10 protein-coding genes are annotated in these 13,779 nt (G+C 74.2%); 7 read left to right on the forward strand and 3 right to left on the reverse strand.

The window, feature by feature from the left end:
* Positions 1-66 precede the first annotated feature (66 nt).
* Positions 67-4,095: a HAMP domain-containing protein gene (locus LPA54_RS30795; RefSeq protein WP_228983952.1), complete on the forward strand. Its 4,029-nt coding sequence runs from the start codon at positions 67-69 to the stop codon at positions 4,093-4,095.
* Complete coding sequence (locus LPA54_RS30800; RefSeq protein ID WP_228983954.1) at positions 4,092-6,425, forward strand: SpoIIE family protein phosphatase; 2,334 nt, start codon at positions 4,092-4,094, stop codon at positions 6,423-6,425. The genes LPA54_RS30795 and LPA54_RS30800 overlap by 4 nt, the downstream gene beginning before the upstream one ends.
* A gap of 121 nt (positions 6,426-6,546) precedes the next feature.
* Here the strand turns inward: LPA54_RS30800 and LPA54_RS30805 are convergent, their stop codons facing one another.
* The 3 genes from LPA54_RS30805 to LPA54_RS30815 form a co-directional block, all read right to left on the reverse strand.
* The gene (locus LPA54_RS30805) at positions 6,547-7,398 is read right to left on the reverse strand and encodes a SigB/SigF/SigG family RNA polymerase sigma factor (RefSeq protein WP_228983956.1); all 852 of its coding nucleotides are present in this window, start codon (positions 7,396-7,398) and stop codon (positions 6,547-6,549) included.
* A gap of 86 nt (positions 7,399-7,484) precedes the next feature.
* The gene (locus LPA54_RS30810; RefSeq protein ID WP_228983958.1) at positions 7,485-7,709 is read right to left on the reverse strand and encodes a DUF5133 domain-containing protein; all 225 of its coding nucleotides are present in this window, start codon (positions 7,707-7,709) and stop codon (positions 7,485-7,487) included.
* 157 nt (positions 7,710-7,866) lie between these two features.
* Positions 7,867-8,283, reverse strand: coding sequence for a CBS domain-containing protein (locus LPA54_RS30815; protein WP_228983960.1), 417 nt, complete (start codon positions 8,281-8,283; stop codon positions 7,867-7,869).
* A gap of 202 nt (positions 8,284-8,485) precedes the next feature.
* Here LPA54_RS30815 and LPA54_RS30820 point away from each other — a divergent pair, with 202 nt between their 5' ends.
* From LPA54_RS30820 to LPA54_RS30840, 5 genes are all read left to right on the forward strand, one after another.
* Positions 8,486-9,076 carry a DUF6328 family protein gene (locus LPA54_RS30820; RefSeq protein WP_228983962.1) on the forward strand — a complete coding sequence of 197 codons (591 nt, stop codon included), beginning with the start codon at positions 8,486-8,488 and terminating at the stop codon, positions 9,074-9,076.
* A gap of 111 nt (positions 9,077-9,187) precedes the next feature.
* The gene (locus LPA54_RS30825) at positions 9,188-10,279 is read left to right on the forward strand and encodes a glutamate--cysteine ligase (RefSeq protein WP_228983965.1); all 1,092 of its coding nucleotides are present in this window, start codon (positions 9,188-9,190) and stop codon (positions 10,277-10,279) included.
* Positions 10,280-10,536: 257 nt separating this feature from the next.
* On the forward strand, positions 10,537-11,103 hold the full coding sequence (locus tag LPA54_RS30830; RefSeq protein ID WP_228983966.1) for a hypothetical protein: 567 nt from the start codon (positions 10,537-10,539) through the stop codon (positions 11,101-11,103).
* Positions 11,104-11,734: 631 nt separating this feature from the next.
* Positions 11,735-11,845 carry a keywimysin-related RiPP gene (locus LPA54_RS30835; protein ID WP_228983968.1) on the forward strand — a complete coding sequence of 37 codons (111 nt, stop codon included), beginning with the start codon at positions 11,735-11,737 and terminating at the stop codon, positions 11,843-11,845.
* A gap of 18 nt (positions 11,846-11,863) precedes the next feature.
* Positions 11,864-13,720: a lasso peptide isopeptide bond-forming cyclase gene (locus LPA54_RS30840; protein WP_228983971.1), complete on the forward strand. Its 1,857-nt coding sequence runs from the start codon at positions 11,864-11,866 to the stop codon at positions 13,718-13,720.
* The last annotated feature ends 59 nt before the right edge of the window (positions 13,721-13,779 follow it).

Consider the following 13,779-nt stretch of genomic DNA (forward strand, 5'->3'; position numbering starts at 1 on the left):
CCGATCAGGAAGCCGCCGGCCCCCGGGGTCCGACGGCACGTCCGGACCGAACGAGGGGCGGGGAGCATGGCTGTGGGCCCGGGCACGGAGGAGCGCGTGGTGGCGGAGAACGACAAGGACGGCGACCGCGCCGGCGCGGTGGCGGAGCGTGACCTCCGGCAGCTCCTGGCGGGGCTGACGGCGGTGCGGGACGGCGACTTCCGCACCCGGCTGCCCGACGACCACGACGGACTGCTCGGCGAGATCGCGTCGGTCTTCAACGGGATGGTCGACCAGCTGTCCCTGTTCACCTCCGAGGTGACCCGCGTCGCGCGCGAGGTCGGCACGGAAGGCCGCCTCGGCGGCCAGGCCCGGGTACCGGGCGTGGACGGCACGTGGAAGGACCTGACGGACTCGGTCAACGCCATGGCCGGCAACCTGACGACCCAGGTGCGCGACATCGCCCAGGTCGCCACGGCCGTCGCGCGCGGCGACCTCTCGCAGAAGATCACCGTCGACGCCCAGGGCGAGATCCACGAGCTGAAGAAGACCATCAACACGATGGTCGACGAGCTGTCCGCCTTCGCCGACGAGGTGACCCGCGTCGCGCGCGAGGTCGGCACCGAGGGCCGCCTCGGCGGCCAGGCGCAGGTGCCCGGCGTCGGCGGCACGTGGCGCGATCTGACCGACTCCGTCAACTTCATGGCCGGCAACCTCACCGCCCAGGTGCGGTCGATCGCCCAGGTCGCCACCGCCGTGGCGCAGGGCGACCTCACCCGCAAGATCGACGTCGACGCCCGCGGCGAGATCCTGGAGCTGAAGACCACCATCAACACGATGGTCGACCAGCTGTCCGCCTTCGCCGACGAGGTCACCCGCGTCGCGCGCGAGGTCGGCACCGAGGGCAACCTCGGCGGCCAGGCCACCGTGCGCGGGGTGTCCGGCACGTGGAAGGACCTCACCGACAACGTCAACGTGATGGCGTCCAACCTCACCGGCCAGGTGCGCTCCATCGCCCAGGTCGCCACCGCCGTCGCGCGCGGCGACCTCTCCCAGAAGATCACCGTGGAGGCGAAGGGCGAGGTGGCCGCGCTCGCCGGGGCCATCAACACCATGGTGACGACGCTGTCGGCGTTCGCCGACGAGGTCACCCGCGTGGCCCGCGAGGTCGGCACCGAGGGCATCCTCGGCGGCCAGGCGCACGTCCCCAACGTGGCGGGCACCTGGAAGGACCTCACCGACAACGTCAACTCCATGGCGAAGAACCTGACGAACCAGGTCCGCAACATCGCCCAGGTCACCACCGCCGTCGCCCAGGGCGACCTCACCCGCAAGATCGACGTCGACGCCCGCGGCGAGATCCTGGAGCTGAAGACCACCATCAACACGATGGTCGACCAGCTCTCCTCCTTCGCCGCCGAGGTCACCCGCGTCGCCCGCGAGGTCGGCAAGGAGGGGCGTCTCGGCGGCCAGGCCGAGGTGGAGGGCGTCTCCGGCACCTGGAAGCGCCTCACCGAGAACGTCAACGGGCTGGCCGGGAACCTCACCCGGCAGGTCCGCGCCATCGCCGAGGTCACCAGCGCCGTCGCCGAGGGCGACCTCACCCGGTCGATCTCCGTGGACGCCTCCGGCGAGGTGTCGGAGCTCAAGGACAACATCAACGCCATGGTGGAGTCCCTGCGCGAGACGACCCGGGCCAACCAGGAGCAGGACTGGCTCAAGACGAACCTGGCGCTGATGTCCGGGCTGATGCAGGGCCAGCGGGACCTGACGGTCGTCGCCGAGCTGATCATGGACGAGCTGACCCCGCTCGTGGGCGCCCAGTACGGCGGCTTCTACCTGGCCCAGGAGGCCCGGGAGGGCACCGAGCTGTCCCTCATCGCCTCGTACGGCATGCCCGCCGCCGGCTCCGACCGGCCGGCCCGCTTCCGGCTGGGCGAGTCCCTGGTCGGCCAGGCGGCCCGCAGCCGGCGGACGATCGCCATCGAGGACCTGCCCGCCGGGTACGTCAGCATCTCCTCCGGCCTCGGTACGGCCGAGCCGTCCAGCCTGATCGTGCTGCCCATCGTCGTCGAGGAGCAGGTGCTCGGCGTGATCGAGCTGGCCACGCTCGGCACGTTCACGCACGTGCACCGCACCTTCCTCAACCAGCTGATGGCGACGATCGGCGTCAACGTCAACACGATCGTCGCCAACGCGCGTACGGACGAACTGCTGGAGGAGTCGCAGCGGCTGACCGCCGAGCTCCAGGCGCGCTCCGAGGAGCTGCAGGACCAGCAGCAGGAGCTGCGCAAGTCCAACGCGGACCTGGAGGAGAAGGCCGCGCTGCTCGCCGCGCAGAACCGGGACATCGAGGCGAAGACGCAGGAGATCGAGCAGGCCCGCCAGGAGCTGGAGGACCGCGCCCGGCAGCTGTCGCTGGCCTCGAAGTACAAGTCGGAGTTCCTGGCCAACATGAGCCACGAACTGCGCACCCCGCTGAACAGCCTGCTGATCCTCGCCCAGCTCCTCGCCCAGAACCCGACCCGCAACCTCACGCCCAAGCAGGTCGAGTACGCGGGCGTCATCCACTCCGCGGGCTCCGACCTGCTCCAGCTGATCAACGACATCCTCGACCTGTCCAAGGTCGAGGCGGGCAAGATGGACATCTCCCCCGAGCAGGTCCCGCTGCGGCGCCTCCTCGACTACGTCGAGGCGACGTTCCGGCCGATGACCACGCAGAAGGGGCTGGAGTTCCTCGTCAGCGTCGCGCCGGGGGTCCCCGACGAGCTGGTCACGGACGACACCCGCATGCGGCAGGTGCTGCGCAACCTCCTGTCGAACGCGGTGAAGTTCACCGAGGCCGGCGCCGTGGAGCTGCGCATCGCGCCGGCGGCCGACGACGAGCTGCCCGAGCCGATGCGGGACCACGGCCCCGCCCTGGCCTTCCACGTCACCGACACCGGCATCGGCATCGCCGAGCACCAACTGGAGTCGATCTTCGGGGCCTTCCAGCAGGCGGACGGCACCACGAGCCGCAAGTACGGCGGTACCGGCCTCGGGCTCTCCATCAGCAGGGAGATCGCCCACCTCCTCGGCGGCGCCGTGCACGCCACGAGCACCCTCGGCGAGGGCAGCACCTTCACGTTCTACCTGCCGATCGCCCGCTACGCCCCAGGGAGCCGGTCGGGCAAGGAGCAGCCGCGGGCCGAGCAGCGAACCGCCCCACCGGCGCAGGACGCGCCGTCCGGGGCGCCCGGCCGGCTGTCGGGCCCCCGCCGCGTCCTCGTCATCGAGGACCGGCCCCGGGGACTGCTGTCGCTCGTCGCCGAGAGCGCCGTCGCCGAGCTGGCCGACAACACCGGCGTCGCCGACTCCCTGCCGGGCGCCCACGTGCGCACGGCCGTCGGCCCGGAGGAGGCGGCCGCGGCCCTCGCCGCCGAGCCGTGCCACTGCGTGGTGCTGGGGCTGGACATGCCCGACGGCGCCGCCATGCGCTTCCTCGCGGCCGTCGGCGGGGACCCCGCGCTGCGCCAGGTGCCGGTGCTCGCCCACCACACCCGGCGGCTGGAGGAGGACCAGAAGCGCCAGTTGGAGACCTGGTCGGCGGACCGGCCGTGGGAGCTGCTGCCCAGCCTGGACGAGCTGCGCGAGCGCATCGCCCTGCACCTGACGGCCGACCACCCGGCGGACGTACTGCCCCGTGTGCACGGCCCGGCGGCCGCCCCGGTGGACGGCGCGGGGGCCGCGGGCGACAGCGACCTCGCGGGTCGGGTGGTCCTCGTCGTCGACGACGACGCCCGCAACGTGTACGCGCTGACCGGCATGCTGGAGATGCACGGCATGCGCGTCCTGCACGCCGAGAACGGCCGCCAGGGGCTGGAGATGCTCACCCACAACGCGGACGTCGAGCTGATCCTGATGGACGTGATGATGCCGGAGATGGACGGCTACGCCGCCACCGCCGCGATCCGGGCCATGCCCGACCACGCCGATCTGCCGATCATCGCGGTGACCGCCAAGGCCATGGCCGGCGACCGCGAGAAGGTCCTCGCGGCGGGGGCCAACGACTACGTCACCAAGCCCGTCGACGCGGCCGCGCTCGTGGACCGCATGCGTCGCTGGCTGCGCCGGTGAGCGGCGACGGGCAGCGGGTCGAGGCGCTGGCCGGCACCATCGAGCAGCTGCGGCGCGACCTCGATCTCGCGCAGCAGTCGGCCGACGCGCGGGCCCTGATCGGCATCGCCACCGGCATCCTCGTGGAGCGGGGGCACGGCGGGCCGATGGAGTCCTTCCGGCACCTGGAGGAGCTCGCCCGGGCAGCCCGGCTGCCGCTGCTGGAGCTGGCCGCCGACATCGTCAACGGCGCGGCGGGCGACGACGTCGCCGCGGCGGCGCCCGTGGCGACCGCCGCGGCCCGGCAGGCCGTCGCCCCGGAGCGGTCGGGCCCCGGCGAGGTGCTGCGGATGCGCACCGCCGAGGCCGGGTCGCTGACCGGCGACGCGCAGGCCGTCGTGGACTCCATGCTCGACCAGGCGCTGGCGCCGCTGGGCGCGAAGGCCGCCGCGCTGTGGGCGGCGATCCCGGGCGGCGCGCTCGTCCTCGCCGCGCACGCCGGCTTCGTCCACGGCGAGGCCCAGCGCTGGCACTACGTACCGCCCGGGGTGGGGACGCTCGCCCAGCGGGCCGTCGCCGAGCGGCGGCCGCTGTGGTTCGGCGACCTGCCCACCGACGTACCGGGCATCGGGCAGCGGCGCGGCACCACCGGGGCGCGGGCCGTCCTGCCCGCCGAGGTGTCCGGCCGCGTCATGGGCGTCCTGGAGGTGTGCTGGCCGCACACCCAGCCGCCGCTGTCCGGCACCGCGGCCCGGCAGCTCGACGCGCTGGCCGACCTGTGCGCCCACACGCTGCCCGGCTCCGAGGCGGCCCTGGCCGAACCGCGCACCCCGGACAACCCCGCGGGCCCGCTGGTGGAGCTGGCCGACAGCCTCCTCGACCCGACGATGGTGCTGCGGCCCGTGCTGGACCACCGGGACCAGGTCGCGGACTTCTCCATCGCGTACGCCAACGAGCGCTTCAGCGACATCGCCGGCCGCGCCCGGTCCACCCTGATCGGCATGCGGCTGCTGGAGGCGTACCCGCTGACCGCCCGCGACGGCGGGCTGTTCGAGTACGTGCTGCGCGTCCACGCCACGGGCGAGGCGTTCCACGCCGAGCGGATGGCGCTGAGCGCGCTGGTCGGCGAGGTGCCGATCACATCGGTCGCGGCCGTCGGCATAGGCCGGTACGGCGACTCGGTGCTCCTCACGTGGCGGCTGGAGGACGAGGCGACCCGGCTCGCCGCGCTGCTCCAGCACGCGCAGCGCCTGGGGCGGATCGGCGGTTTCGAGGAGAACGTCGTCAGCGGCGACATCACCTGGAACACCCAGCTGTTCGCCCTCTTCGGGCTGCCGCAGGGCTCCTCGCCCGTACCGCTGGAGCAGCTGCACCACCACGCGCACCCGGACGACGCCGTGGCCATCGGCCGGTTCCTGCGGGCGGTGCTGTACCACCGGCACTCGGCGTCGACGGCCGTACGCCTCCAGCGCGCCGACGGCGTGGTGCGCCACATCCGTATCGTGGCGGAGCCGGTGACGGGCCCGGACGGCGCGCTGCTGGCCGTCCGGGGCGCCTACCAGGACGTGTCGGCCCAGCACTGGACGGAGGTGGCGCTGGCCGCGACCCGCGACCGGCTCGCCGACTCCGAGCAGCGCGCGGCCGAGCGCAACCGCCTGGCCCTCCAGCTCCAGCAGGCGATCATGCCTCCGACGTCGGCGCCGGTGGACCTGGCCGACCTGCGGGTCGCGGTGCGCTACCGGCCGGCCGAGGAGGGGCACCTCGTCGGGGGCGACTGGTACGACGCCGTGCTGCTGCCCACGAAGCAGGTGCTGCTGGTGGTCGGGGACGTGGCGGGCCACGGCATCGAGGCGGCCACCGGGATGGTGGTCCTGCGCAACGCCCTGCGCGGACTCGCGGCGACCGGTTCCGGTCCCGCGCAGCTGCTGGGCTGGCTCAACACGGTGGCGCACCACCTGACGGAGCACGTGACCGCCACGGCCGTCTGCGGGGTGTACGACCCGGAGACTCGGGTGCTGCGGTGGGCGAGGGCGGGGCACCCGCCGCCGGTGCTGGTGCGCGACGGGGAGGCGTCCCCGCTGCCGCTGCCCCGCGGGCTGCTGCTGGGCGCCGTGCCGGACGCGGAGTACGAGGAGCACCGGCTGGCGATGGAGCTGGGCGACCGGCTGTTCATGTACACCGACGGTCTGATCGAGCGGCGGGACCGGTCGGTGGAGCACTCGCTCCAGCAGCTGCTGCCCATCGCCGGGCAGAGCACCCGCGACCTGGGCGATCACCTGGACCTGCTGCTGACGCACAGCCGGTCGGACACGGACGACGACACGTGTCTGATCGGGGTGCAGGTCGGCTGAGCCGGTCGCCCCGCCGGCGGTGCGGGGCGGTGCCAGCGGGTCGCGGTCGGTACACGGCGGTCCGCGGGGACCACGCGCGTGGGGTGGCGCGGCGCGGTGGTGCGCGGGCGTGGTGCGCCTCTCAGGAGGTCGACAGGAGTCCCTCGCGCAGGCGCCGCACGGTGCGGGCGAGGAGGCGCGACACGTGCATCTGCGACACGCCGAGCACCTCGGCGATCTGCGCCTGCGTCCGCTCCTCGACGAACCGCAGGTGCAGGATGGTGCGGTCGCGCTCGTCGAGTTCCGCGACGAGGGGGGCCAGGGAGTGGAAGTCCTCGATGAGCGTGAGGGCGTGCTCCTCGACGCCGATGAAGTCGGCGAGGACGGCCTCGCCGTCCGGTGAGTCGCCGCGTACGGCGGCGTCGAGCGAGGCGGAGCTGTAGCCGGCGGCGGCGACCTGCGCCTTGCGGACCTCGCCCTCGGTCATGCCCGTCAGCTCGGCGAGTTCGCCGACCTTCGGGTCACGGCCGAGCCGGGAGGTCAGTTCGTCCGTCGCGCGCACCAGTTCCTGGCGCGCCTCCTGGAGGCGGCGCGGGACGTGCACGGCCCACGAGGTGTCGCGGAAGAACCGCTTGATCTCGCCGAGGATGCAGGGCATGGCGAAGGTGGTGAACTCCACCTCGCGGGAGAGGTCGAACCGGTCTATCGCCTTGATGAGGCCGATCATGCCCACCTGGACGATGTCGTCCATGTCGCTGCCCGGCCCGCGGAAGCGCCGCGCGGCGAAGCGGACGAGCGACATGTTCATCTCGATGAGCGTGTTGCGCACGTACTGGTACTCGTGGGTGCCCTCCTCCAGCGTGGCCAGCCGGTCGAAGAACGTCCTGGAGAGCTCACGCGCGTCCTGGGGGGAGAGCCTCTGCGGCTCGACGTCCCCGGGGATGCGCCCCTCGCGGTCCGCCGCCGTGGACGTCCCCGCCGCGATCACCGTCATGTCCCCTCCGATTCCGCTGTCGTGTCGCCGTGCCGGCGCGCGTGGGTGGTCGTGGCCGACCGGGCCGGTCCGGGCCCGGCGGCCGGTCAGAGCGCGAGGAGCGAGTCGCCCCCGCGGGCCTCGGCGAGTCGGCGGCGGGCCGCGGCGAGCGCGTCCTCGACGTCGCGGGTGCCGGTCGAGACGCACAGGGTGTACGCCACGTCCTCCATCCGGCGCCGCACCTCGGGGCCGTCGGCCTGCGCGCGCTGGGCGGCAAGCGACTCGTACTCCTCTGCCAACTTGCCCAGGACGGTGGGGTGGGCCATCAGCACGGCTCGTCTCCTCTCGCTCCGGCGGGCGCGGTGCGCCTCGCCCGGAAGCGCTGGTACCCCCGGTCCCCGCGCTCATTCCGGGTCGGTGACCCGCTTCGGCGCAAAAGCGCGGGCCCCGGCCGAAACGATTCGGTCGGGGCCCGTCGCTGAGGGGGCGTCAGTCCGTGGACAGCGCCTCCAGCAGGTCGCCGACCTTGGGCTCGGGCAGTGCCCGCGCCACGTCGGCCTGGGCGACCATGCCGACCAGTTCGTGGCCGTCGATGACCGGCAGGCGGCGCACCTTGTGGGTCGTCATCGTGCGCAGGATCTCGTCCGCGTCGTCGTCCGCGCCGATCGTGACGGCCTCGCCCTGGGCCAGTTCGCCGGCCTTGCAGCTCGCCGGGTCCTTGCCCGCGCCGAGCACCTTCACGACGATGTCCCGGTCGGTCAGCATGCCCTTGAGCTTGTTGTCCGTGCCGCAGATGGGCAGGGCGCCGACTCCGAGGTCCGTCATCTTCCTGGCGGCGTCGAGCACGCTCTCGTTCTCGCCGACGCACTCGGCACCCTCGGTCATGATCTCTCGCGCCGTGGTCATGGTGTGACGATCCCTCCTTCGATACCTGTTCCGGCCGCGCGCCGTCCCGCGGGGCGAGGCGGCCGGTCTTCCGACGGAACAACGGGTCCCCCGTCATCCGGCCCGGCTAACCCCGTTTCCCCCGTTTCGCAACCGGACGGCGGCATCGGCATGCATGGGCCAGAAGCGGGCACACGATCGTCCCCCGACTGTGGAGGACGCCATGACCATGACAGATCGACCGGTCGATCGGGACACGAGATCCCCCGGCGCCTCCTGCACCTCCTGCGCTTCCGGCGCGGGGGACGACCGCCCCGACCGCCACGAGCCGCCGGAGTCGGCCAGGGACCGGGTGAACCGCAGGTGGCAGGAGATACTCCAGGAGACCCGGGTGGCCCAGACGGGCGTCCAGATCCTCTTCGGGTTCCTGCTGAGCGTCGCCTTCACCCCCGTCTTCCGCGACCTGGGGTCGTTCGACCGGGCCGTCTACGTCGTCACCGTGGTGACCGGGGCGTCCGCCACCGCGGCTCTCATAGCCCCGGTCTCCCTGCACCGCTTCCTCTCCGGCCAGCGCATGAAGGACGAGCTGGTCGGGACCGCGCACAAGCTGATGATGTGCGGCATGGTGCTGCTCGCCCTCACGATCGGCTGCACCCTGCTGCTCATCCTCCACGTCGTGGTCCCCGGCCTGCTCGCGGAGCTCCTGGTGGGCGCGGTGATGCTGTGGTTCGCCCTGTGCTGGTACGCCCTGCCCCTGTGGCTGCGGCGCCGGTCGAACCACCGCGGGGACGACGACCCGGCGGTAGGGGGATGAGCGGCGGCGGGCGGGGACCGGACACCGGGCCCGCCGGGGGCCGGCCGAGGAGTGGGAGCCGACGATCGGGGCAGGTGGGCTGCGTCCCAGCGCCGAGGAAGGGTGAGTGACGTGCGAAGTGTGGGCGTGGAGGAGGAGCTGCTCCTGGTGGACGGCCGTACCGGGGAGCCGCGTGCCTTGTCCGCGGCGGTCCTCGCGGCGGCCTCCCGGGACCCGCAGGGCAACGAGGAGGTCTTCGAGAGCGAGCTCCAGCGCCAGCAGCTGGAGTTCGCGACGAAGCCGCAGACCGACATGCGGGACCTGGAGGAGGAGATCCGGCGCTGGCGGGCGGAGGCCGCGCGGCACGCCGAGGGGGTCGACGCCTCGGTCGCCGCGCTGGCGACGTCTCCGCTGGAGGTGAGCCCGACCATCGGGAACGACGAGCGCCACCAGTGGCTCAAGGAGCACTTCGGCCTCACGGCGCAGGAGCAGCTGACGTGCGGCTGCCATGTCCACGTGTCGGTCGACTCGGACGACGAGGGCGTCGCCGTCCTGGACCGCATCCGGCCCTGGCTGCCCGTCCTGCTCGCCATGAGCAGCAACTCGCCGTTCTGGCAGGGCGAGGACAGCGGGTACGCCAGCTACCGCAACCGCGTGTGGGGCCGCTGGCCCTCCGCCGGCCCCGTGGAGGTGTTCGGCTCGGCCGACCGGTACCACGAGCAGGTCGCCGACATGGTCGCCAGTGGCGCCCTCAAGGACGAGGGCATGGTGTACTTCGACGCCCGCCTCTCCCGCTCCTACCCCACGGTGGAGATCCGGGTCGCGGACGTCTGCCTCGACGCGTCCACCACGGCCCTGGTCGCCACGCTGATCCGGGGACTGGTCGACACGGCGGCGCGGGAGTGGCGCGACGGCGTGCCGCCCACCCGCCACGGTGTGGCCCTGCTGCGCCTGGCGACCTGGCGAGCCGCCCGGTCGGGCCTGGAGGGCGAACTGATCCACCCCGTGACGATGCGCCCCGCACCCGCGGAGGCCGTGGTGCGGGCCCTCTTCGACCACGTGCGCGACGCGCTGGAGGAGAACGGCGACCTCCTCGGCGCGCAGGAGGCCCTGGCGGGTCTGCTCGACACGGGCAACGGCGCCCGCGTCCAGCGGGTGCTGCTGCACCGCACCGGCAGCCTGCAGGAGGTCGTGGCGGAGTGCGTGCGCCGCACGCTCGCCTGACACCCGGCGCCGCACGCGCGGCGTGACGCGCGGATCGGCCGGTCGCCCTACGGCGACCGGCCGATCCGCGCGTACGGGACGCGGCGGACCCCCGGCGGGCGCCGGTTTGCCGCGCCCGCTCCCCTTTCGGGTCACGGGCGGGGCGGCCCCTTGTCGCGGTCGCCCGGCGCTGCGGACGCTGGTCCCCGGGCGCCCTCCACCGGGCCCCACCGCGCGCGTGCGGCGTGCCGCCCGCCCGTCACCGAGGAGGTGCCGTCATGGCGCCCTGCCGTATCCCCCCTAACCACGATCCCGACGTCATCAGGACCGTCCACCAGGTCGGCCTGCGGCTCGGCGTCTCGGACAAGGTCATGCTGGCCGCGTTCGAGGCCGGCTGGGTCGAGTCGCACATGAACAACCTGGACTGCGGCGACAAGGACTCGCTCGGCGTCTTCCAGCAGCGGCCGAGCCAGGGCTGGGGCACACCCGAGCAGATCATGGACGTGCCGTACGCGGCGGAGCGGTTCTTCCGCGGGGCGACGGCCGTCGAGCGGCGGTCGCCCGACCTCTCCCCCGGCCGCACCGCCCAGGAGGTGCAGCGCTCGGCCCACCCCGACCGCTACGACGCGGCGGAGGACAAGGCGCGGGCCCTGCTGCGGGGGGCCGAGGCGGCGACGGGGACGGGCGCGGGCGCGCGGACGTGCACCGGCACGGCGGCCGCCGCGCCGGGCGGGGCGGGTGCCGCGGTACCGCCACAGGGTGGGGCCGCCCGGGGCTCCGGCCCGGCCGAGCCCGTGCCACCACGGGCGGAACAGCCGCCGCTCGGGCAGCCGCCGCTCGGGTAGCCACCTCCGCCGGGGCCGCCTCCGGGAGGTCAGCCGCAGAGGCGGACCGGCCGGCGCGGCGCGAACCTGGCGGGGGACCCACCGCCACGAGCGGGGAACGGCGAGGCCGCCGTACCCCGCTCGCGCACGATCGGGGCCCGCCGCCGGCGGACGGGGCGGCCACCGCGGCCGTGCACCGTGGGCTCCCGAGACGGCCGCCCTCGTGTCCACCGCGGTCCGGGACGGGTCCGTGCCCGAGAATCACCCGGCTCACTTCGGCGGGGCGGGTGCCTGCGGGCGGCGCGCGGCACAAGCCCGGTGCGCCGGGCGGCGCCCACTGCTTCTGCCCGCTGGGAGCGGAACGCAGGGCCGGCGCGTGCTCCGCCACGGCAGGTTGAATCGTTTCAGCAGAGCAAAGCTGATCACAGTCGGTCAATCGCAGCCGAGTTGCATCTCAAGCGGACAGTCAACCGCGCCCGATTGACACGATAGTCGGACTAATTCCGGACGGGTTGTGATCCGGCCTGACCATGCGTCTAGCTGGTGTGGGGCGACCGCCACGGTCGTGGAGCCTGCCGGCCCCGCGACCGGGTCGACCCGCGGCAGCCACCCACCACCCGGGTGGGTGGCGAACCGAACCGGAGGAGTAGTCATGAAGAAGGCGTACGAGGCCCCGACCCTGGCCCGACTGGGCGGCTTCCGGAAGACCACGGGGCTCCTGCAGCGCTCCGGCAACGACCGACTGATCCTCAGCAAGAACTGACGTTCCCGACCTGACGTCATGACGGAACTGCACGAAAGTGCGGGGACGGGCCACGGCGGCGCGCACTTCGCGGTCTTCACCGACCGCGCGGACGCGGCCGCCGCGGCCCGCTCCTTCCGACGCCCCGGGACACGCGTCCTGGCCCACGCCTCGGGCAGGCCCTGGCTGGTCGGCCGGTGGGACGACGCCGAACTCGTCACCGCCCGCGCCGGCTCCGCCGCCCTCGCCCTGGTCGGCACCTGCCCGCTCGACGCCGCGGAGGTCCGCCGGGTGGCCGGCCGCCTGCGCGACCTGGCCGACCTGGACGCCTGGGTGAGGTCCCTGCCCGGCAGCTTCCACCTGGTCGCCTCGCTCGACGGCCGGACCAGGGTGCAGGGCACCGCCTCCGGCCTCCGCCTCGTCCACCACGCCGACCTCGGCGGGGTGACGGTCGCCGCCACCCGCGCCGACTGGCTCGCCGCCGCCCTGGGCCGCGCGCCGGACCGCGCGCAGCTCGCGGTACGGCTGCTGTGGCCGGTGCCGCACCCCCTCGCCGAGGCGTCCCTCTGGCAGGGGGTCCACGCCGTCCCGCCGGACGAGGCCCTCGTCATCGCGCCTGACGGACGCGGTGTGCGCCACTCGCGGTGGTGGACGCCCCCGGAGCCGGTCCAGGCCCTGGCGGACGGGGCCCCACGGGTACGTCAGGCCCTGGCGGACGCCGTGGACGCCCGCACCCGGGGCGGCGGCGTCGTCAGCTGCGACCTGTCCGGCGGACTGGACTCCACCTCGGTCTGCTTCCTCGCCGACCGGTCACCGGCCCGCGTGGTGGCGAGCACCTGGCCCGGCCGCGACCCCGCCGACACCGACCTGGAGTGGGCCCGCCGGGCCGCCCGCGCCCTGCCCGACGTCGAGCACGTCGTGTGGGACGCCGACGCCTCGCCGCTCGTCTACACCGACCTGCTCGGCATCGACGACCTCCTGGACGAGCCGACGATCGGGGTCATGGACCGGTCGCGCGTCCTCCACCACCTGCCCGGCATGGCGCGCCGGGGCAGCCGCCTGCACCTGACGGGCATCGGTGGGGACCACGTCGCCTGGTGCTCGGAGGCGTACTACCACCGGCTCGCCCGGACGCGACCGCTGTTCGCCCTGCGGCAGCTGCGCGGCTTCCGCGCCCTGTGGCAGTGGCCGCTCGGCGGGACGCTGCGGGCACTGGCCGACAGGCGCCCGTACGACAGGTGGCTCGGTGACTGCGCCGACGGCCTGCGCGGCGCGCGGCCCGCGACCGTCACCACCAGTCTCGGCTGGGGCATGCCGCCCCGCCTGTTCGACTGGGTCACGCCGGAGGCCGGGGAGCTGGCGGGGCGGGCGCTGCGCGAGGCGGCCGCCGCGGCCCGGCCCCTGCACCCCGACCGCGGCCTGCACACCGACCTGGAGCAGATTCGCGGCTGCACCCGGGTCATCCGGCAGTGGGACCACATGGCCGCCCGGGCGGGGCTGCCCATGGCGTCGCCGTTCCTGGACGACCGGGTCATCGAGACCTGCCTCGCCGTGCGTCCCGCCGAGCGGGTGACCCCCTGGCGGTACAAGCCGCTGCTGACCGCGGCCATGCGCGGGATCGTGCCGGAGGAGTGCCTGCGGCGCACCAACAAGGCCGCCGCCTCCATGGACGCGGCGGACGGGCTGCGGGAGCACCGCGCCGACCTCGCGGCCCTGTGGGAGGACTCCCGGCTGGAGCGGCTGGGGCTCGTCGACGGCGCGGCCCTGCGCCGCCTCGCCCACCGCCCCTCCACCCCGGAGCTGCGCGACGCGGTCCTCTACTCGACCATCGCGGCGGAGGTGTGGCTCCGCGGCCTCGACCGCACCCGCGACGGCACGGCTCCCGCCCACTCCTGACCCCCCGCCCGCCCCACCCCCCCCCGCCCCCCCCCCCCCCAACCCGCCCCCCCACCCAA

The organism is Streptomyces sp. DH12 (assembly GCF_020873895.1).
In the GTDB taxonomy this organism is placed as follows: Bacteria; Actinomycetota; Actinomycetes; order Streptomycetales; family Streptomycetaceae; genus Streptomyces.